Raw genomic sequence first — 22,886 nt, forward strand, 5'->3', positions numbered from 1 at the left:
AAAATGTTTGCGATGGGCAATCAAATTGAATGTTTGTAAATTTTATCACTTGGAAGTGGTAAATGTTATGCTTATTTTAATACAGTAAATCATTGTTAGTATTCTCACATTTTAGTCGCTATTGAGCGTTAATAGCTGTTCGTGTAGATGTGAGTAGAAGTTATTTCTTTGATTATTGTCAATTTAGCACAATTAATCCATGAAATAGTTCTGCGATAGCGACAGATTATTTACCCTATTATATCCCATTGATGAAGCTAACTTATACCCGAGCACTGGCAAAAAAAATACTTTTGGTGTTTTTAGTGTTTGTTATTATTGCAGCTGGAGCAGCGCTAATTGTTTTAAATACAATTAATGTAAAACTGAGAAGCATTTCCAATCTGGCCACTAATATAGAACATGTAAAAACCGAACCAGAACAAATTCTATTGCTTATACACCAGGCAGAAGGCGATTTTCAAGAATCGTTGATCAATGCTGGCAGTAAAAAATATGTAGACTACAACAAAAAAATCTCCAGGGTTTTTAATATGATTGATACGCTTCTTACTGAAAGAACGGATACTTCACATTTAACTGAATTGCAGATTAATAAAGTGAAATTCTGGTATCAAAAGAAATCAAATTTATCAGATCGGCTGTTTGTATTGAAACATAGTTTTGATTCTCTCTTAACGATTTACGCTAACTTTAATAAAGAGGCAGAACAAAATCTTAATAATTTAAATCGTAATGTTCCTAAACAGGAAAATAAAGTTAAAAATGTAGCCGATACCATTGTAAAGGTTATAAAGCCTGAAAAGAAGAGTTTTTTTAAGCGATTAAAGGATGCCATTTCGAATAAGGAAAAAAACCAAACAATTGAAATAATCAATCACAAAAATACCCAGCAGATTGATTCTTACAGTACTAAAATTGCTGGCAACGATCGAAGAGCATATCTTAACAAATTACAGCAGCTACAACGTGAAAATAAAAAATTACTAGCTATGCAGGGCGAACTTATTGTTTTAAATAGCCACATCACAAATGAGCTGCAAATTATAATAAGTAACGTAAAAGACATCAATTATAAAATGATTGATGAGTTTAAAGTTTTGGCACTTAAAAATTATAAAGAAACTACAACCTTGCTAAATAAATTTTACCTGGCTTCCTTATTTCTGGTAGTGGTATTTGCAATCTTACTAATCATATTTATAGTTAGGCTAAACGATGCGGAGATTCTATTGCGTACTGAAAGTGCAATGTCAATTGAGAAAGCCCACCAAAAAATAGATGAACTGGTAAAAAAGGCTGAGTTTAACAGTCGTGTACAATCTCCTGCTAAAACGGAAGAACTAAAAGAGATTGTTCAGCTTGCTGTAGAGAATAATCCAGCATTTTTTGTAAAATTTAATGAGTTTGATACGGAGTTTAGTAAAAAGCTTTTAAGTATTGCACCGAATTTGGTTGCATCAGAAATTGAATTTTGTGCATTACTCAGGCTAAATTTCGAAACCAAAGAAATTGCCCGTTATACAAAGAGTTCGGTTCGGGCTGTTGAAGGCAAAAAATACAGAATAAGAAAGAAAATTGAGATCCCACACGGCATAGATATTAACATCTGGATGGCTCAGATCTAATTTTTATTAAAGTAGTTTTTAAAAGGGTAATTTAATTTAAAGCTATTTATGGTTGTAAATTCTTATTAATCATTTAATCTATCAGATAAATATTTTAATTATCTGAATGTACAGCGGTGAATTTTGAAACGCCAACCGTTAAATAACTTAGATATTCTAAAGAAAGTACTAATGCCCCAGAAAGATAAGGCTCGTAACCTCTAGGCTTTATAATGTGCAGGATATTTCTTTTGTTGAAGTAATGATCGTCGCAAAAAAGATTAAATAAATCAAATCTGCTTTCTAAATTATTCATTGCCAAAATAAATGCTGCCGTTTCGCCAGTAGGAATAAATCCATCGTATTTGGCATCTTTTATGCCACCAAATTCGGTAAAGTATTTGTCGAGGGTTTTATTTTTTATAAGAAAAACATCAAGCATTTCTGGTTTAACGTGTGGTGCAATGGAAAGTAATAAAACAATCCTTTCAGGTATAGTGATTTGATCGCGTTTAATTACTTCAGCGTAAAAAGACTCATCATGAGTAATATCTGGTGGTTGAACATCATAAATACTTTCGAATTCAATTTTCTCGCCGAAAAATAACTTAATACTGGTATCGATAACTTTTGACAGCCAATTTAACTCCTGCGTTAATGTCGTGGCGTTTTTTTTAATAATGCCTTTCATGACAGTTTGTTTATTTATTACAAGTTAAGTTAAGTATTTTTTATGACTAAACTGAATTATTTATTTTGTATTGTGTTGATTTTATGGATGTTGTGTATTTGAGTAGCTTTGTGTAATAATTTTAATTCAAATATGAAGATCGATTTCATATCTTTTTTTAATTGTTAAACCTTTTTTTAATCCAATTTTAAGCCTCAATAAAATAGTTTCAAAGGTAAACCGTAAGATTAAATTGATAGTTTTCGCTATTAAAATTCCAACTCAAGCTGATTATTCTCTGTTTTATCGAGCCTGATGTCGTCATAAAATCTCGATAAAGTAATTCCAAGTAATCTAACCTTTGTTAAGCCAATATTAGCTTCGTTAAGTAACTTAATGGCTTCGCTGTAAATGGTTTCTGCGTTGTTAAGCGGTGTTGCAAAAGATCTGCTTCTGGTAATTTGTTTAAAATCCTCAAATTTTATTTTTAAGGTCACCGTTTTTCCTTTAAGCTGATATTTTTCCAAACGTTTTGCTACAGTGATACTAATTTGCTGCAGTAAGCTATGCATAACAGAATCATCATTTGTATCTTCGGCAAGTGTATCTTCTGCACCAACTGATTTAGTTTCGCGGTTGGCTTGAACAGGTCTATCATCTAATCCGCGAACTACCTTATAATAAAATTTACCTGCTTTACCGAATTGAGCGATCAACTGTTGTTCAGTTAGTTTTTTTAAATCTGCACCAGTATTAATTTGCATCGCTTTCATTCTAGCTGCGGTTACCTTACCCACACCAAAGAATTTTTCTACAGGAAGTTTTTCCATAAACCCTTTAATTTTCGATGGGCCGATAAAGGTTAATCCGTCTGGTTTATTTATATCTGATGCAATTTTTGCTACAAACTTATTAATTGATACTCCAGCTGATGCAGTTAAATTCAGCTCATTCTTTATGGCATCTTTTATGGATTGGGCAATATCAATGGCTGATCCAATGCCTAATTTATCTTCAGTAACATCGAGATAGGCTTCATCTAAAGAAAGTGGCTCTATTATATCCGTGTAACGGCTAAAAATTTCACGAATACTTCGCGAAACCGACATGTAAGCATCGAAACGAGGATAAACAAATATGGCAGATGGACAAAGTTGATAAGCTTTACTACATGACATAGCCGAACGGATACCGAAAACTCTGGCTTCGTAGCTCGCCGTTGAAACCACGCCTCTGCTATCGGGTTTGCCTCCAACAACTAAAGGTTTACCTTGGTATTCGGGAAAATCACGTTGCTCAACCGACGCATAGAATGCATCCATATCAATATGAATAATTTTTCTTAATACCGTTGGGTTTTCTTCAGCCATCTAATGATCTAAAATTCGGGATTTTTATCTTGAATATTCAATTAGATTTTTTTTCTTTACAAAATATGGAAAGATTAATCAGATTTTATAAAAATGCGAAAGGGGAATGGTATGCCGATATTCCTGAGTGGGATGGGAATGAAGCTGATTTACAAATGGTTGAAGGTGCCGACGAGTTATTAGAATGGGTTTCGGTATCAACCAACGAATGTAGCTTGCTTATGGCAGATCTGCACATGCCCAATGCAGAAATTTTAAAATTGATTTATACCCGCGAAGAGAATTTAGGTGGTGGTGGAGATTATCTTTTAGAAAGTTTTAGAGGTAACTATATTAATCATAAACTATGGTTATGTGGCGTTACCGAATTTGTTTTTAAAGAATTGCCTGAGAAAATATACTTTAAGGAACAATTAGTTCAGTAAATGTGTAACCTTATTCAATAAGGAATCCATTTCAAAAGGCTTTTCCATAAAATCGTTGGCACCAGCATCAAGGGCCGATTGTTTAATATCTCTACTTGCAGAAATCATTAAAATAGGGATTTCTTTAAAATCAGGATCGCTTTTAAGTTGTTTGCAAATGTCTCTACCATCGTGACCACTCATCCAGATATCTAGTAAAATAAGATCTGGTTTGTTTTTAACGGCATCCAATACCGCACCGCCATCATATGTAAAGTCGACTTCATATCCCATTACTTGCAATATCATGGTTACGGCATCAACTATTCCTTCATCATCATCAGCAATTAGTATTCTTTTATTTTCCATTTCTTACTCTTAATACCAAGTATTGCTTATTGTGTATTTGCCTTTGAAACTTTAGGCATACTATTAATATACTTAGCTAACATTTTGTTTTGATAAATATAGATTATTTTTTTACGTTAAATTACAATATAGTATAAATATGGGTTTTATACTGCCTTTAGATGCTCTGTAGGTGATTAAATGTAGATTTACAAATATCAATACAAGTAATGTATTAATCTAGTTATATTTACCACGTTATTTATAATGATCAGGCTTTTAACCAAAATGGATAGTATTAACATAAAAAAATTAGCTGAAGCCTTAAATTTATCTACATCTACAATCTCAAGAGCTTTTAGAGATAACAGTGATATTAACGCTTCAACTAAAACGCTTATTTTAGAAAAAGCCAAAGAATTAAACTATCAGCCTAATCATTACGCAAGTAATTTAAGAGAACAAAAGAGTAAAACCATTGCAGTTATTGTTCCCGAACTTGCAAATAATTACTTCTCCCAAGCCATTCACGGTATAGAACGCGTTGCCCGAGAAAACGGATACCATATTTTAATTTATGTAACCGATGATGACTATTCTAAAGAAGTAAATTTTATTAGACACTTACATAATGGGAGGGCCGACGGTATAATTATGTCGGTATCTGGAGAAGCTAATGATCATAATTACCTGAATAAATTTGGAGGGAAGCGATTACCTTTAGTTTTTTTCGATAGAATTTATGAAGATATTGAAACGCCAAGAGTTGTTACAAACGATTATAATAGCAGTTTTCTGGCTACTGAACATTTAATAGAGCAAGGTTGTACTCGAATTGCTTACCTGGTAGTTAATAAAAGTTTATCGATTGGTAAAACGCGTATGCAAGGTTATATAGATGCACTGGAAAAGCACAATTTACCTTTTGAAGAAAACCTGATTGTAGATTGTAGTAACAGTTACGATGAAAACAGCATAATTATCAAAGCTGCATTAACAGATCTAAAACCTGATGGAATTTTTACATCGGTAGAACGTTTGGCTTTCGCTACTTATTACGCTTGTTACGATTTGAATATTTCGATTCCTAAGGATGTAAAAATAATTAGTTTTTCGAGCTTGGAAATTGCTCCATTACTTAACCCATCTTTAACCACAATAACACAACCCGCTACTGAAATTGGTACAGAAGCAGCCAGAATGTTGTTCGATATTTTGTTATCAAAAGTGGATAAAAAAATACCTTCAGAACTGATTCTGCAATCGAAAATTATCAAGCGAAATTCGACCTCAAATTCGCCCCAAAAACCCTAAAAAACAGCAGTCTTTTTCCGAAGGATTTTGATCAAAAAAAATCAACACTTAGTGTGTTTTACGCAGAATTCATCCGATTTTTCGGGAACGTTCCCGAAAAACATTCTTAAATTCTCTTAAAATCATCGGGAACGTTCCCGAAATTGACAAGAAAAATAGCTTAGTGTAAAAAATACACATAAAATAGTTTCTATTTATTTGTAATTATCTGATTATAAATTATTTAAAAACATATATCTGCTTGAATAGAGCTTTTTTAAATTCTAAAACTCGGTCTTTTTCTATTAAAATTCAGCTTCGCTATTGAGCTGAAAATATATTTTTTAAATAAATTTTGAATTATGATTTCCTGCTGTAAATTAGGCATGTGTGTAAATCACAATAATATTTAACCAAATTTTTATACTTAAAAGAGCTTCGAATATGAAAGTATTTTACCTGCTAAAACAGGGGCTTTTAGTGCTGTTAGTTTTTTCAGCATTAATCGTAAAAGCACAAACTGGATCTGTATCTGGAACAGTGCTTGATGAAACTGGCCAACCGTTGCCTGGTGCTTCCATTTTAATAAAAGGAACAACCAGATCAACATCGACAGATGTGAACGGAAAATTTAAACTGGCTGGGTTATCGAATGGAACCTTAACGTTGTCAGCAAGTTTTATCGGTTACCAAACTTTAGATAAAGCAGTAGATGTTACCGCAAATGCAACCGCCGATTTTAAATTGGTTCCAGATGCACAAAAATTAAATGAAGTTGTTGTAATCGGTTACGGCACAGCAGAAAAGAAAAACTTAACAGGTTCGATTACGACTGTAAGTTCAAAAGATTTCCAAAAAGGTACAATTACTACACCTGATCAATTAATTCAAGGTAAGGTTGCTGGTGTCAACATCATCAACGGTAGTGGTGCTCCAGGCGGTGGAAGTCAGATTCGTATTCGTGGTGGCGCATCATTAAATGCAAGTAATGATCCGTTAATCGTGGTGGATGGGGTTCCTTTTAGTGGTAACAGCATTGGTAACGCACCAAGTCCGCTTTCTTTAATTAACCCAAATGATATTGAAACCTTCACGGTTTTAAAAGATGCGAATGCAACGGCCATTTATGGTTCAAGAGCATCTAACGGTGTAATTTTAATTACAACTAAAAAGGGTGGTTCTGGAGCTCCTGTAATCAATTTCAGTACAAACAATTCAATAGGTACAGTAGCTAAAAAAGTAGATGTACTTTCTGCTGATCAGGTTCGTGCTTATGTTAACGCAAATGGTAGTGCTGCTCAAAAAGCATTATTAGGTACAGCAAGTACCGATTGGCAGGATGAGATTTATCAAACAGCTTTTACTACTGACAATAACTTAAGTATAGCAGGTTCATTTAAGGGTGTTCCTTACCGTGTTTCTGGTGGTTATTTAGATCAGGATGGTGTTGTAATTTCTGGTAAACTAAAAAGAGCCACGGGTGGCTTCACTTTATCTCCTCGTTTATTTGGCGATCATTTAAAAATCGATTTAAACCTAAAGGGCTCATTAACACAGTCTCAGTACCCAAATGATGCAGCAATACAAAATGCTATTCAGTTTGATCCTACTAAAACGGTTGAAGGCCCAGCAACATACGGTGGTTATTTTGAATGGGTTAACGGCGCTGTGCCAAATCCAAACGCACCACGTAATCCCGTTGGCTTAATTAGATTACAGGATAACCATGGTAATGCTGCAAGAAGTTTTGGTAATGCAAGGTTTGATTACTCTTTCCATTTTTTACCAGAGTTACATGCTAACTTAAACGTAGGCTATGATGTTTCTAAAGGTTATGGTTCTACTTCAGTTCCAACTTTCGCAGCTCAAAGTGCATCTACTCAGGGTTCTTATTCAAGCAGAAAAAACATCGAACACGATAAGTTTTCGGAGTTTTACTTAAACTATGCTAAAAATGTAGAAAGCATTAAAAGTAGATTCGATGTAACTGCTGGTTATGGATATTATGATATCGCACAGACGAATTTTAATTTTAATACTTACAAAGGTACGGGCGAATTATTGACAACACCAGTATTTCCATTCTCTGTAGAGCAAAATAAATTGCTTTCTTACTATGGTCGATTTACTTATACATTTAATGATAAATATATTTTAAATGGTACTATGCGTGCAGATGCTTCATCAAAATTTTCTGAAAACAATCGTTGGGGTTATTTCCCATCAGTTGGCTTTACCTGGAGAATTATTGGTGAAAATTTCCTTAAGGATAGCAAAGTTGTATCTGATATGAAATTGAGATTAAGTTATGGTGTAACTGGTAACAAAGATGGTATCGGAAACTATGACTATATAGCAAGATATTATGCAAACAGTAATAATGGTCAGTATCAATTAGGAAATACTTTTTACAATTATTATAGTGCAGCTGGTTACGATCCAGATTTGAAATGGGAGTCTACAACTACTTACAATGCTGGTTTAGATTATGGCTTCTTAAACGGAAGATTGTATGGTAGCTTGGATGTTTATTACAAAAAGACGAAAGACTTGTTAAGTATCGTGAACATCCCAGTAGGAACAAACTTTACAAATTTATTAACTACAAACGTAGGTAATATGGATGTAAGAGGTGCTGAGGCAAGTTTAAACTTTGTTGCTATACAAAACGACAAGGTAACCTGGGACTTTGGTTTCAATGCGGCTTACAACAAAAGAAAAATTACCAATTTAACTTTAAATCCTGATCCAGGATCGAAAGTTAGTGCAGGCGATATTACTGGTGGAAGTGGTGTAACGCTTAAATATCATGCAGTAAATCAAGTGCCAGGTGCATTCTTTGTATACAAACAAGTTTATAATGCTGCTGGTACACCAATTGAAGGGGTATATGCAGATTTAAATGGCGATGGAGTAATCAATACAAGTGATCAGTATTTCTTCAAATCTCCAGATCCGAACTTCACATTTGGTTTTAATACTTCGTTCACTTACAAAAAATGGACAGCCAGTACGGTGTTAAGAGCAAACATTGGTAACTACATTTACGATAACGTTTCTTCTAACTTAGGAATTAAGAACAATGTATTAAGCACACAAGGTATTCTGAATAATTCTGGTATCGATCTTTATAATACAGGTTTCCAAACTTCTCAGTATTTGAGTGATTATTATATCAAAAATGCTTCTTTCTTGAAAATGGATAACGTTGGTTTATCATATAACGTAGGTAAGCTTTCTCCAACAGGCAATACCACAATGCGAATTTCGGCAAACTGCCAAAATGTATTTGTGGTATCCAAATACAAAGGTATTGATCCAGAGTCGATATCAGGTATAGATTATAATTTATACCCTAGACCAAGAACATTCACTTTAGGCTTAAATGTTGGTTTTTAAATAAAAAATTAAGATGAAAAATTCATTTAAAATAATATTAGCATCAGGTATTTTACTGTTGTCTTTAAATTCATGCAAAAAGGATGCTTTAAATTTAAAACCAACAAACGATGCGACTGCAGAAACGGTGTATGCTACACCTGCAGGATACAAAAATAGTTTAGCTAAGTTATATGCTGCATATGCTTTAACCAGTCCAGGCGGTTCTGATGTGAGTGATATTGGTGGTTTAAACTCAGGTTTTGCCGATTTTTTAAGATTATTCTGGACTTCACAAGAGTTAACCACTGATGAAGCAATTTGTGCCTGGGGTGATACAGGTATTCCAGAATTAGATTACTCTATTCCAAGTGTTGACAATCAATTCTTAAGAGGTCTATATTCAAGAAGTATTCTTCAAATTACATTTGTTAATGAATTCTTACGTGAAAGTACACCAGAAAAATTAGCTAGCCGCAATATTACTGGTGCAGATGCAACTGCTGTTACCAGATATCGTGCTGAAGCTCGTTTCTTACGTGCTTATCAATATTGGGTATTGATGGATGCATTTGGTAATCCACCATTCGTAACCGAAAATGATGCGATTGGTAAAGTTGCACCCCAACAAATTTCAAGAGCTGCTTTATTTACGTATGTAGAGTCTGAATTAAAAGCCATCGAAACCGATTTAGCAGAGCCTCGTACAAACGAGTATGGTCGTGCAGATAAAGGCGCTGACTGGGCTTTATTGGCAAGAATTTATTTAAATGCACAGATATACACAGGTACAGCAAAATATACTGAAGCAATAACTTACTCTAGTAAAGTAATCAATGCAAACTATGCTTTAAAAACAAATTACATGGATTTGTTTAAAGCTGATAACAATGTAAATAATGCGGAAATAATTCTAAGCATTAATTACGATGGTATAAATGGAACGAATTACGGAGGTACAACTTTCTTGATTAATGCAGGTATAAACGGTGATATGAATCCGACCTCGTATGGTGTGCCGAATGGTGGTTGGGGCGGTAATAGAACCCGTGCTAATTTACCAGCCTTGTTTCCAGATGCTAATGGTACTTTAGATAAACGTGGTGTTTTCTTTGGAACAAAAACAGGTATAGACGATATTGGTGTATTTACTGATGGTTTACGTGCAACTAAATTTAAAAATGTTACCTCAACAGGTGCTATGGGTGCATCATTAAACGGAACATTCAGTTCCGTAGACTTTCCAATCTTCCGCCTGGCCGAGCAATATTTAATTTATGGAGAAGCTGTAATGCGTGGCGGAACTGGTGGTACCACGGCTTTAGCTTTAACCTATGTAAATGCTTTACGTGCCCGTGCTTATGGAAATGCTTCAGGTAATGTATCAACCATTAATATAGATTTCTTTTTAGATGAGCGTGGTCGCGAGTTGTATTGGGAAGGTCACCGTCGTACTGATTTAGTGCGTTACGGAAAATATACAGATGGTGGTTATCTATGGCAATTTAAGGGTGGTGTAAAAGCCGGTACTGCATTACCTGCATACCGTAACTTATACCCAATTCCAACGGCAGATTTAATTGCAAATCCAAATCTGAAACAAAATACTGGTTATTAATCTCAATCATTCATAAGATATGAAATCAATTTTATTTAAATCCATGGCATTAAGCTTAATCGCTTTGTCGCTATGGTCATGTAAAAAAGATGAAACTAAAGCCATCGCTACATCTGGCACGGGAGGCGCTTTACAAACATCAGCTACAAGCGTTGTTTTAGATAAATCTAAACTAACCACAAATGTTGTAACTTTTAGTTTAACTGATGCAAATTTTGGTTATCAGGCTGCAGTTTCAAATACATTACAGTTAGCTGTTAAAGGAACAAACTTTGCGGCACCAAAAGAGACAATTCTAGATGCTAAAGCAACAACAAAAGCTTACAATGGCCTCGACTTTAATAATCTATTATTGTCGTTAGGAATTTCTACATCTGCAAATACTGATGTAGAGATTAGAATTAAGTCTTCAATTTCTACATCTACAGCACCAGTTTATAGTAATGTGGTTACCATAAGCACAAGACCATTCCCTTTAACGGCATGGATTTACGTACCTGGTAATTATCAGGGCTGGAATCCTGCAACTGCAGATAGTTTAATCTCGCCTACGGGAAATGGTGTGTATACTGGAATTATTGCTTTTGACGGTGATAAATTTAAAATTACGCCTGCTAAGAAATGGGATATTGCTTACGGCGATGCTGGCGGTGGTAAAATCAGCACTTCGGGTGCAGATATCAATTCTGTTTCTAAAGGAGCAAAACAATTGGTGGTTGATTTAAATGCAAATACTTTTACGTTAACACCTTTAGTATGGTCAATTATAGGTAATGCTGTACCAGGCAGTGACTGGTCTGTTGATACAGATATGAAATTTATAAACGATGGGAAAAATAGCTGGACGATTACAATACCTTTAACTGCTGGAGAATTAAAATTTAGGTTAAACCACGATTGGGGAACTAGCATTGGTGATGGTTCGGGCAATGTTGTTATTGCTTCTGCTGGAACTTATAAAATAACATTAACACTTAATGCCGATGGTAAAACGGGAAGCTTTACCTCGGTAAAACAATAATATTTTTTCGATGCCCTGAAGGATGCGATTTCTTCAGGGCTTTTTTATACATAGAGTTTAGCATGATCAAATTACATACTACTTCCGTTCGTTCTCTTTCTAATAATGCTCAAACTAAATTCTTGCATTTAGCAGGAATTAAACTTATAATATTTGCTTTTCTTGTATTTTATACAAGCATTAATCTTTTCGCTCAAAAATTAGAGCGTATGGAACCGATGTTCTGGTTTACAGGGATGCACAATCCCAAATTACAATTGCTTGTTCATGGCGATAATATTGCTGCAAGTACAATTTCTCTAACTTATCCAGGTGTAAAACTGGTTAAAGTTAATAAAGTCGAAAATCCTAATTATCTGTTTGTTGATTTAGAGTTAACTCCATCAGCTAAAGCAGGTAAATTTCCTATAAACTTTTCTGCCAACGGCAAAAAACTATTTTCTTATATCTACGAATTAAAAAACCGCGACAAAAGCCCTGGTAGAATTCAAGGTGTAACACAAAAAGATTTTATTTATTTATTAATGCCTGATCGTTTTTCAAACGGCGATAAAAGCAATGATGTGGTTCAGGGTTTAACTGAAACTGCACTAAATCGTGATAGTATGTATTACCGCCATGGTGGTGATATTCAAGGCGTAATTAATCACCTGGATTACCTTAAAGATTTAGGTGTAACTACTGTTTGGATGACTCCAGAAGTAGAAAACGACATGCCACAAGCTTCTTATCATGGTTATGCAGTAACTGATCATTATAAGATAGACCCACGTTACGGTACAAACGAACTTTATAAAAAATATGTGGAAACTGCTCATGTTAAAGGCATGAAAGTGATTAAAGATATCGTTCACAACCATATCGGCACGCATCATTGGTTTTATAAAGATTTGCCGATGAAAAGTTGGTTAAATCAATGGCCAAAATATACGCAAACAAGCTATCGCGATCAAACCGTAATGGATATTCATGCATCAGCTGCCGATCGTAAGCAAATGCTCGATGGTTGGTTTGTGCCTTCAATGCCCGATTTAAATCAAACCAATCCTTATGTTCAAAATTATTTAACTCAAAACCACATCTGGTGGATTGAATATGCTGGTATTGATGGTTTGCGATTAGATACTTACGGATATAACGATCCTGTTTACATGGCCGACTGGGCTTTAAAATTACAAGCCGAATTTCCACACCTTTCCGTTTTCGGAGAAACATTGGTTACCGCGGTAGCTAATCAAGCATTTTTTACTGGCGGTAATACGGTTAACCGTGGTTTTGATACCCATTTACAAGGTATAACGGATGCAACATTAAAAGATGCCATTTATGAAGGTATTAATGGAAAAAACGGCTGGGTAGATGGAATTAATCGCCTGTATGCAACGTTGTCACATGATTTCCTTTACAAAAACGCGAATACAAATTGCATATTTTTAGATAATCATGATATGAGCCGCTTCTATTCGATGGTTGGTGAAGATTTCGAAAAATATAAAATGGGCATGTCTATTCTGCTAACCATGAGAGGCATTCCGCAAATGTACTATGGCACAGAAATTTTGATGAAAAACTTTTCTAATCCCGATGGTTTAATCCGCTCTGATTTTCCTGGTGGATGGAATGGAGATAAGAAAGATAAATTCATTGCCGATGACAGGACTAATAAAGAAAACGAAGCATTCAATTTCGTGAAAACTTTAGCTAACTTCCGTAAAAATAGCGATGCCTTGCAAAACGGTAAGTTAATGCAGTTTGTACCTCAAGATGATATTTATGTTTACTTCCGCTATAATGGAAGTGCGAAAGGCACAGTAATGGTTGTTGTAAATAACACCGAAAAAGATAAAACTCTAAGTACTGATAGATTTGCTGAACGTACAGCAGGAATCACAACTGCAAAAAATGTAATCTCAGGAGAAAATATTCAAATGAAAGAGATTAAAGTGCCAGCAAAAACAACGTTAGTGTTAGAACTAAATTAAAGGGTAAAAGCAAAAAGACTAAAGCAGAAAGCTAGTTCATTTATCTATTCTAATACTTGATACTCGCTACTAAAATATTATAAAACAATGCAAGAAAATAAACATCCGGAACTTTCAACTTTCAACCTTCAACCCTCAACCTCAATTAAAGCTTGTCTTTTTGATTTGGATGGTGTACTGGTTGATACAGCAGTTTACCATTATCAAGCCTGGAAACGTTTAGCCAATACCATGGGTTTCGATTTTACCGAAGAACAGAACGAGCAATTGAAAGGTGTGAGTCGCGTAGAAAGCTTAAATAAAATTCTGGCTTGGGGCAATGTAGAAAAAACTGATGCTGAAAAGGAAGAGTTAGCGACTTTAAAAAACAGCTGGTATGTGGATATGATTACTAAAATGACACCTGCTGAAGTTTTACCTGGAACGGTAGATTTTTTACAAGCGATTCATAAAGCAGGTTATAAACTGGCCTTAGGTTCTGCAAGCAAAAATTCAGGAATCATTTTGGAACGTACTAATCTGGCTCATTTCTTTGATGAAATTGTAGATGGGAATATGGTTACTAAATCAAAGCCAGATCCAGAAGTTTTCTTAAAAGGAGCCGAACTTTTAGGCTTCAAGCCTGATGAATGTGTTGTTTTTGAAGATGCTGTTGCAGGCGTTGAAGCAGCCAAACGCGGTGGCATGAAAGCCATTGGTATTGGCGAAAAAAGTGTACTAACCGAAGCCGATGTAGTGGTAAGTGGTTTAGATAAATTAACAGTTAAGGATTTAGAGGCATTATAATATTTGTCATCCTGAGGAACGAAGGATCTGCAAGCGATGAAACAGATGCTTCATTCTTCAGCATGACAACAGCTTAAATTATGAAGAATTACATTAAAGCAGATGAGTGGAACATTATCGAAGAAGGCTTTGATCCACATTTAAATAAAATTTCAGAAAGTATTTTCAGTTTGGGTAATGGCCGCATGGGTCAGCGAGCCAATTTTGAAGAAACTTACACTGGCGAAACCCTTTTGGGTAATTATGTTGCGGGTGTTTATTATCCAGATAAAACCCGTGTGGGCTGGTGGAAAAACGGCTACCCAGAATATTTTGCCAAAGTTTTGAATGCCGCAAACTGGGTGGGTATCGAAGTAAAACTGGAGGATGAAATCTTAGATTTAGCAACCGCTGAAGTGAGCGAGTTCAAACGTGTTTTGAATATGCATGCTGGTATTTTAGAGCGTACTTTCACTGCAAAACTGAAAAGTGGTAAAACTGTAAAAGTAAAAGCTACTCGTTTTTGCAGTATCGCTGATGATGAAGTAGGTGCAATCCGTTATAGCATTACGCCTGTAAACTTTGATGGCAAAATCACATTGATGCCATTCATCGATGGCGATATCAAAAATCAGGATAGCAACTACGATGAAAAATTCTGGACAATGGTTTCTGATGAAATCACAGAGGCAGAAGCTTACATCAAATTAAGAACAAAGAAAACGGAGTTCGAGGTTTGTACAGGAAGTCACATCGAGTTATATAAAAATTCAGAGAAAGTTGCTATCAATCCAGAGGCTGTTCGTAAAGAAAAATTCGTTGGACAAACCTTTTCTGTTGATGTAAAAGCTAACGAGGAAATCACTTTGATTAAAATCGCAGCCAATTTATCTTCAGAAAATTATCCAAAAGAATCACTTTTAAAAGAAGCTAAATCGGTTATCACAAAAGCTACGGTTAAAGGTTTCGATACTTTATTGAAAGAACAAACTGAAGCTTGGGCAACCAAATGGGAAGAAAGCGACATCATCATTGAGGGCGATGTTTCGGCTCAGCAAGCGATTCGTTTCAATATTTTTCAACTGTTCCAAACTTACACAGGTAAAGATGATCGGTTAAATATCGGTCCGAAAGGTTTTACTGGCGAGAAATACGGCGGTTCTACTTATTGGGATACCGAAGCTTATTGTGTCCCTTTTTACTTAGCAACTGCTCCGCAGGAAGTGAGCAAAAACTTACTGGTTTATCGTCACAAGCAATTGGGTAAAGCGATAGAAAATGCGGCAAAATTAGGTTTTAAAGATGGCGCTGCATTGTATCCGATGGTGACGATGAATGGCGAAGAATGCCACAATGAGTGGGAAATTACTTTCGAGGAAATCCACCGTAATGGCGCTATTGCTTTCGCGATTTACAATTATATCCGCTATACTGCCGATGAAAGTTATTTGTCGGATTTCGGTTTAGAAGTTTTAATCGGCATTGCCCGTTTCTGGAAACAACGTGTAAACTGGAGTGGCGAAAAACAGCAATATGTAATGCTTGGTGTTACTGGTCCGAACGAGTATGAGAACAACGTAAACAACAACTGGTACACCAATTTATTGGCAACCTGGTGCATGAAATATGCAACAGAAGCTGCGGAAATTGTAAAAAATCAGCAACCCGAAAAATATACCAGCTTATTAAAAAGCTTAAATTTCGATGATCAGGAATTTGCCGATTGGGCAGATATCATCGAGAAAATGTATTATCCAGAGGATAAAAATCTGGGAATTTTCTTACAGCAAGATGGTTATTTAGATAAAGAGCAAACTTTAGTTAAAGATTTGCCCGCAAGTGATAGACCAATTAACCAGAAGTGGAGTTGGGATAGAATTTTGCGTTCGCCATTTATTAAACAAGCCGATGTTTTACAGGGATTGTATTTCTTCGAAGAGGATTACGATTTGGAAACCATCAGAAGAAACTTCGATTTTTATGAGCCACGTACGGTTCATGAAAGTTCTTTATCGCCTTGCGTACACAGTATTTTAGCTGCTAAATTAAATGATGAGGCCCGTGCCTACGAATTTTATTTACGCACTGCCCGTTTAGATTTAGACGATTACAATAATGATACAGAAGATGGGTTGCACATCACATCGATGGCTGGAACCTGGATGAGCGTGGTAGAGGGTTTCGCTGGTATGCGTGTCCGCGATGGTAAATTACAATTCAATCCTTTCTTGCCAACACAATGGAAATCGTTCTCGTTTACCATTGGTTTTAGAGGTGCAACTTTGAAGATAAACATCACAGAAAACGGCATCACTATTAAAAATAACAATGATGTTGATTTAGAAATCGGAATCAGAAACCAGGTTTATAAACTGGCTGGAAACGCAGAAATCGAAGTTAATAACGCGGAGTTGGTATGAGAAAGGTTGATGGTTTAGAGGTTGAGGGTATAGGGTTTAAGCCGCAGACCTTAAAACAAGCAAAGAGTTTTTCGGCTCTATGCTTGTCCCCCTTTGGAGGGGGTTGGGGGAGGACTTTAGCTCTTTTATTTATCTTTACCATAATTTCTCAAACATCCTTTGCACAAAAAAAGAGTAAAAATATGAACGATAAGCAAATCGTTATATATCAGTTATTGCCCCGTTTATTCGGAAATAAAAACACGACAAACATCCCTTACGGCACCATTGAACAAAATGGTTCGGGTAAGTTTAATGACATTACAGATAAGGCTTTAGATGGCATTAAGGAACTTCATGTAAACTACGTTTGGTACACAGGTGCTATCGCTCACGCCAGTTTAACCGACTATTCTGCTTATGGAATTAAGGTTGATGATGCAGATGTTGTAAAAGGGAGAGCTGGTTCGCCTTACGCCATTCGTGATTATTACGATGTCAATCCAGATTTAGCCGTTGATGTAAAGAACCGAATGAAAGAGTTCGAATCTCTGGTCAAAAGAACACACGCTAAAAATCTGAAAGTAATTATTGATTTTGTACCAAATCATGTAGCCAGAAGTTATCATTCTTACGCTAAGCCAAAAAACGTAATCGATTTTGGCGCTAAGGATGATGTAACAAAGGCTTTCAGTACGCAGAACGATTTTTATTATGTCCCAGGTCAGCCGTTTGTAGTGCCAACCAACGGACAAAAAACGCCGTTATCTGGTTTACAGGATGGAAAATTTGATGAAAATCCTGCAAAAGCAACAGGTAATGATGCTTTTACTGCATCGCCGAAATATGATGATTGGTACGAAACCATTAAGTTAAATTACGGTGTTGATTATCAAAACGGCAGACAAAATCATTTCGAACCCATTCCGCCTGTTTGGACTAAAATGCGTGACATTTTAATCTATTGGACTAAAAAAGGTGTAGATGGTTTCCGTTGCGATATGGCCGAAATGGTACCTATTGCTTTTTGGAATTGGGTTATCCCACAAGTTAAAAAAGTCAATCCCGATTTAATTTTCCTTGGCGAAGCTTATAATCCGCAAGTGTATAAACAATATTTAGAAGAGGGAAAATTCGATTATTTATATGATAAAGTCGGATTGTATGACGGACTGAAAAGATTAATTAGAAACGAACCTCATGCAGATGTAGCCGCTATTCGTTACGTGTGGCAGAAAGAAAGCGCTGGTTTTGGCAAAAATATGTTGCGCTTTTTAGAAAACCACGATGAGGAACGGATTGCATCAGCAGGATTTGCAGGAAAAGCTGAACTGGCTTTGCCTGCAATGGTGGTTTCGGCTACGCTTGGCTCTGGTCCAGTAATGTTGTATTTCGGTCAGGAAGTTGGCGAGCCTGGAAAAGGTGCTGAGGGTTTCGGTGGCGATGATAATCGTACCACAATCTTTGATTATTGGGGCGTTCCTAATCATCAAAAATGGATGAATGGCGGTTTATTCGATGGACATAAATTAAGTGCAGCACAGCAAAATTTAAGAGCTTATTATAAGCAGCTTTTAAAGGTAACTTCAACAAGTGATGCGGTTGTGAACGGCGAAATTTACGATGTTCCGCAAGCGGGAAATATGAATAACCGCATGTATGCATTTATTCGTTATTCTGGCAATCAGCGTTTATTGGTTGTGGCTAACTTCGATAGAAATCAAACTTTAGAGGCCAATATCGAAATCCCCGACCATATTTTAAAAGTGAAAAACTCTTCTCCAGTAACAGATTTACTTACTGATAGAAAATTGAATATACCAGCAGGAACGAGTATTCCTGTAAAACTTGGGCCAGTTTCGGCACAAGTAATAGAATTTTAAACCTTTATAATTAACCGCAAAGAACACAAAGATTTTCGCAAAGAATAGAAGACCTGGCTTTGCGGCCTTAGCGCTTTTTCACTCTGTGACCTTTGCGGTTAAAAAAACCAATAATAATGAGCTTGAAAACAATTTTTGAGAACCCGAAACTAACACTTGCACAAATTATCAATATGAGTGTAGGTTTCTTCGGAATCCAATTTGGTTGGGATTTACAACGTGCCAACATGGGGCGTATATACGAAAACCTGGGTGCAAACCCTGACCAGGTTCCATTATTGTTTTTAGCGGCTCCATTAACTGGTCTTTTGGTTCAGCCGATTATAGGCTATTTAAGTGATAGAACCTGGCACCCGAAATGGGGCAGAAGAAGACCTTACTTTATGATTGGCGCAATTGTAAGTAGTATTGCTTTAATTTTTATGCCACATAGCAGCGTTTTATGGATGGCGGCAGGTCTGCTTTGGATCTTAGATGTTTTCGGTAATATCGCGATGGAACCTTTCCGTGCTTTTGTTACCGATAAATTGCCTGATAGTCAGGTTAACCGTGGTTTTATTATGCAAAGCATGATGATTGGTTTGGGAGGAAGTATTGCTTCGGCCTTACCTTGGTTGATGAATAACGTTTTTCATCTACAGAATACTGCAACGCAAGGAAACATTCCTGAAAACGTAAAATTCTCTTTTTATATCGGCGCATTCTTCTTTTTCGCTGCTGTATTGTGGACGGTTTTTACCACCAAAGAATACCCACCTCGAGAAGAAGAGCTTAAAGAACAAAGCGATAAAGGTTTCAGTAATGGATTAAAAGAAATTTTCAGTGCTTTAAGAAACATGCCAAAACGCATGCAAATCGTTTCTTTGGTTCAGTTTTTTACCTGGCCAGGATTATTTTTAATGTGGTTTTATTACACAACGGCCGTTGCAGTAAATGTTTTTGGCGGTAAAGACGCTGCTGACCCAGTTTACGCTCATGGTGCCGATTTTGGAAGTTTAACTTTAGCTTATTATAGTGTAATCACTTTTCTTTTTGCACTGGTTCTGCCAAAAATTGCTGATGCTTTGGGCCGAAAAACCACTCATGCTTTATGTTTGCTTTGCGGTGCAATTGGCTTAATCAGCGTGGCCTGGGTTCACGATAAAAACATGTTGTACTTATGTATGACAGGCGTTGGTATTGCCTGGGCGAGTATTCTTTCTATGCCTTATGCCATGTTGAGCGGTTCACTACCAAAAGATAAAATCGGTATTTATATGGGGATTTTTAATTTCTTCATTGTATTGCCAGAGATTATCGCCTCTTTAGGTTTTGGCTGGTTAATGCGCAATGTTTTAAATAACGACAGACTTTTGGCGGTTCAGTTGGGCGGTGGCTTGATGATTTTAGCCGCTGTGATTTGTTACCTGTTCATCAGAGAACCAAAGAAAACGGATGAAACATTAGCTTCAGAACTGGCTATTGAAGAAAATAGATCAGTTTAATTAATCGTCATTGCGAGGCACGAAGCAATCTTACTACAATAGCTTTAAGATTGCTTCGTGCCTCGCAATGACGAAAATCCTCTATAAATCCCTAACCAAATGAGAAAAATCATTTACCTATTGCTGTTCGTAGCGGCATTCAATACCTCCTGCAAAAAATCCTCAACGGATGGCGGAACAGAAATTCCAACTCTACCGTCTGTAGATTTACCTGCTGGTGCAAAAGATGGAGTTGCTTTCATTAACAACGGAACATCAGCCATTGTTACCCTTTATGCACCTGGAAAAAACTCCGTTTCTTTAATCGGAGAGTTTAATGACTGGTCTACAACAGCTTCTGTAATGAAGAAAACAAGCGACGGAAATACCTGGTGGATTCAAATCAATAACCTAAATCCTAATACCGAATACGCTTATCAATTTTATGTTGATGGAAATTTAAAAGTTGCCGATCCATATTGTGAAAAAGTGCTTGACCCAGATAATGACAAATATATCACTTCAAGTATTTATCCAAATTTAAAAGCCTATCCAACAGGGAAAACAACGGGTATTGTGAGTGTGATGCAAGCAAATCAACCAACTTACAACTGGAAAAATAATGGCTTTGTTCGTCCTGAAAAAAATAATCTGGTCATTTATGAATTGCTAATCCGCGATTTTACGACTGAGCATACTTATGCATCAACGTTAGCGAAATTGGATTATTTGATTGGTTTGGGGATAAACGCAATCGAGTTAATGCCAGTTAACGAATTCGAGGGGAATTTAAGTTGGGGTTATAATCCATCGTTTTATTTCGCTGCTGATAAATATTACGGAACTAAAACAGCTTTACAAAACTTTATAGATGAATGCCACGGAAAGGGCATTGCGGTAATTTTGGATATGGTTTTAAACCATTCTTTTGGTCAATCGCCCATGGTTCAGTTATATTTCGATGGATCGAAACCAACAGCGAATAGCCCTTGGTTTAATGTTGATGCAAAACACCCGTTTAATGTTGGCTACGATTTTAACCATGAAAGTGCTGCTACTAAAAAGTTCTCGAAAGATGTGATGAAATTCTGGATGCAGCAATATAAAATTGATGGTTTCCGTTTTGATTTATCAAAGGGATTTACACAAACTCAATCTGCTGATGATGCCGTTTTTAGAAAATACGATGCTGGCAGAGTAGCCATTTGGAAAGATTACAACAGCTATATCAAAAGTATCGACCCAAATAATTTCTATGTTATTTTAGAACATTTCGCCGAAGAATCAGAAGAAAAGGTTTTGGCAGATGATGGTATGATGCTTTGGAATAATCTAAATTATAATATGAATGAGGCAACAATGGGTTGGTTAACAAACTCTAATTTTCAATGGGGTTTTTACGTAAATCATGGTTTTTCGAAATCAGAAAATTTAGTGACTTATGGCGAAAGTCATGATGAAGAGCGATTGAATTATAAAAATATATCTTTCGGGAATATGTCTGGAAGTTATTTGATAAAAGGCAATTTGGCTACTTCCTTAAAACGAGAAGAAATGGCTGCAGCATTTTTATTCGCTATCCCAGGACCGAAAATGGTTTGGCAATTTGGAGAATTGGGCTACGATGTTAATATCGATTTCAATGGAAGAACAGGCGAGAAACCGATAAGATGGGAATATTACAGTGATCCAAATCGTAAAGCTTTGTACGATGCTTATTCCAAATTCATCCGTTTAAAAAAGAATAACTCAATTTTTAATTCAACCAGTTCGACTTATAATTTAGCCGGAGGAATTAAATATATTAAATTGGTTGAAGGCGCTAATACCGTTGTTGTGGTTGGGAATTTTGATGTGGTAAATCAAACTGCAAATATCGATTTTGGTTCGTCAGGAACCTGGATTGATGCAGTTGGAAGCACACTAAATTTATCGTCAAACACCTATTTAGCAACACTTGCTCCAGGCGAATATCATATATTTAGCAAACAGGCATTAAAATAATAATTGATTTATCTTGCCTTCACCTCCGATAATCAGATTTTATAAAAGAAATCTGATTATCGGAGGTTTTTTTGTGTTATTATTGTCTATTTTAGCTGTCATTACCGCCTTACAACTAACTAAAATATGGAGAACAAATTAACGCATCACTTGCTATGGGAACGATTACGTACTGGAGATAAGGATGCTTTTTTTGATCTTTATAAAGCGCTTTATTATCCCCTGGTAAATTTTGGAGTTCGTGTTTGTGCTGATGCCGATTTATCAAGCGAGGCTACTGATCTGGTTTTTACAACCATTTGGGAGAAGCACGAAACCTTAAATCGGGTAGATAATGTTGAGGCATATTTGAGGACTTTTCTTAAAAGGAAATTACTCCGAATCCTCGAGCGTAAGAAAAAGTTAAGCATTGCATTAAATAATGCTGGCGCAGATGGCGAGTGGATGGAAATGAGTTACGAAGAGTTTATCGTTAAGGTACAAAGTGATGAACTGGTTAAGCATCAACTTAAAAATGCATTGGAAAAATTAACTTTCAGGCAAAAGCAACTTATACACCTTAAGTTTTTTGATGGATTAACTTACGAGCAAATTGCAGAGCAAACCAGTCAAACCATAAAAACGGCTTACAATACCATTTACGATGCATTAAAAGTATTACGCAAAGAACTTAAAAACTGA

At 36.0% G+C, this 22,886-nt stretch carries 16 protein-coding genes; 13 read left to right on the forward strand and 3 right to left on the reverse strand.

What is annotated here, in order from left to right; genetic code table 11:
• Positions 1-251: 251 nt before the first annotated feature.
• Positions 252-1,628: a helix-turn-helix transcriptional regulator gene (locus ABD692_RS05160; RefSeq protein ID WP_344765557.1), complete on the forward strand. Its 1,377-nt coding sequence runs from the start codon at positions 252-254 to the stop codon at positions 1,626-1,628.
• Between the two features lie 94 nt (positions 1,629-1,722).
• Here ABD692_RS05160 and ABD692_RS05165 read toward each other — a convergent pair whose 3' ends face one another.
• Together ABD692_RS05165 and dinB are read right to left on the reverse strand one after the other, a co-directional pair.
• Positions 1,723-2,298 (reverse strand): hypothetical protein, encoded by a 576-nt coding sequence (locus ABD692_RS05165; RefSeq protein WP_344765559.1) that lies wholly within the window; start codon positions 2,296-2,298, stop codon positions 1,723-1,725.
• 248 nt (positions 2,299-2,546) lie between these two features.
• A complete protein-coding gene (gene dinB, locus ABD692_RS05170) occupies positions 2,547-3,647 on the reverse strand; it encodes a DNA polymerase IV (RefSeq protein ID WP_344765561.1) in 1,101 nt (366 codons plus the stop codon).
• Between the two features lie 65 nt (positions 3,648-3,712).
• Here dinB and ABD692_RS05175 point away from each other — a divergent pair, with 65 nt between their 5' ends.
• Positions 3,713-4,072, forward strand: a complete 360-nt coding sequence (locus ABD692_RS05175) for a DUF6717 family protein (protein WP_344765563.1) — start codon at positions 3,713-3,715, stop codon at positions 4,070-4,072.
• Here the strand turns inward: ABD692_RS05175 and ABD692_RS05180 are convergent.
• A complete protein-coding gene (locus tag ABD692_RS05180; RefSeq protein ID WP_316761919.1) occupies positions 4,061-4,420 on the reverse strand; it encodes a response regulator in 360 nt (119 codons plus the stop codon). The two genes, ABD692_RS05175 and ABD692_RS05180, sit on opposite strands and share 12 nt — an antisense overlap.
• A 246-nt stretch (positions 4,421-4,666) precedes the next feature.
• Here ABD692_RS05180 and ABD692_RS05185 point away from each other — a divergent pair, with 246 nt between their 5' ends.
• The 11 genes from ABD692_RS05185 to ABD692_RS05235 all read left to right on the forward strand — a co-directional run bounded on the left by ABD692_RS05185 (position 4,667) and on the right by ABD692_RS05235 (position 22,886).
• Positions 4,667-5,713 carry a LacI family DNA-binding transcriptional regulator gene (locus tag ABD692_RS05185; RefSeq protein ID WP_344765569.1) on the forward strand — a complete coding sequence of 349 codons (1,047 nt, stop codon included), beginning with the start codon at positions 4,667-4,669 and terminating at the stop codon, positions 5,711-5,713.
• Positions 5,714-6,136: 423 nt separating this feature from the next.
• Positions 6,137-9,091: a SusC/RagA family TonB-linked outer membrane protein gene (locus ABD692_RS05190; protein ID WP_344765571.1), complete on the forward strand. Its 2,955-nt coding sequence runs from the start codon at positions 6,137-6,139 to the stop codon at positions 9,089-9,091.
• A 13-nt stretch (positions 9,092-9,104) separates the two neighbouring features.
• Positions 9,105-10,688: a RagB/SusD family nutrient uptake outer membrane protein gene (locus ABD692_RS05195; RefSeq protein ID WP_316761909.1), complete on the forward strand. Its 1,584-nt coding sequence runs from the start codon at positions 9,105-9,107 to the stop codon at positions 10,686-10,688.
• Between the two features lie 43 nt (positions 10,689-10,731).
• Positions 10,732-11,709 (forward strand): SusE domain-containing protein, encoded by a 978-nt coding sequence (locus tag ABD692_RS05200; RefSeq protein ID WP_344765574.1) that lies wholly within the window; start codon positions 10,732-10,734, stop codon positions 11,707-11,709.
• 62 nt (positions 11,710-11,771) lie between these two features.
• Positions 11,772-13,691 (forward strand): glycoside hydrolase family 13 protein, encoded by a 1,920-nt coding sequence (locus ABD692_RS05205; protein WP_344765576.1) that lies wholly within the window; start codon positions 11,772-11,774, stop codon positions 13,689-13,691.
• Between the two features lie 87 nt (positions 13,692-13,778).
• On the forward strand, positions 13,779-14,477 hold the full coding sequence (pgmB, locus tag ABD692_RS05210) for a beta-phosphoglucomutase (protein ID WP_344765578.1): 699 nt from the start codon (positions 13,779-13,781) through the stop codon (positions 14,475-14,477).
• An 80-nt stretch (positions 14,478-14,557) separates the two neighbouring features.
• On the forward strand, positions 14,558-16,876 hold the full coding sequence (locus ABD692_RS05215) for a glycoside hydrolase family 65 protein (protein ID WP_344765580.1): 2,319 nt from the start codon (positions 14,558-14,560) through the stop codon (positions 16,874-16,876).
• Positions 16,877-17,058: 182 nt separating this feature from the next.
• A complete protein-coding gene (locus ABD692_RS05220) occupies positions 17,059-18,738 on the forward strand; it encodes an alpha-amylase family glycosyl hydrolase (protein WP_344765582.1) in 1,680 nt (559 codons plus the stop codon).
• Between the two features lie 116 nt (positions 18,739-18,854).
• Entirely contained in the window at positions 18,855-20,222 is a 1,368-nt protein-coding gene (locus ABD692_RS05225; protein WP_344765584.1) for an MFS transporter, read from the forward strand.
• A 99-nt stretch (positions 20,223-20,321) separates the two neighbouring features.
• Positions 20,322-22,205 carry an alpha-amylase family glycosyl hydrolase gene (locus ABD692_RS05230; protein ID WP_344765586.1) on the forward strand — a complete coding sequence of 628 codons (1,884 nt, stop codon included), beginning with the start codon at positions 20,322-20,324 and terminating at the stop codon, positions 22,203-22,205.
• A 126-nt stretch (positions 22,206-22,331) separates the two neighbouring features.
• Complete coding sequence (locus ABD692_RS05235) at positions 22,332-22,886, forward strand: RNA polymerase sigma factor (protein WP_316761886.1); 555 nt, start codon at positions 22,332-22,334, stop codon at positions 22,884-22,886.

Source organism: Pedobacter ginsengiterrae (assembly GCF_039537385.1).
Taxonomy (GTDB): Bacteria; Bacteroidota; Bacteroidia; order Sphingobacteriales; family Sphingobacteriaceae; genus Pedobacter; species Pedobacter ginsengiterrae.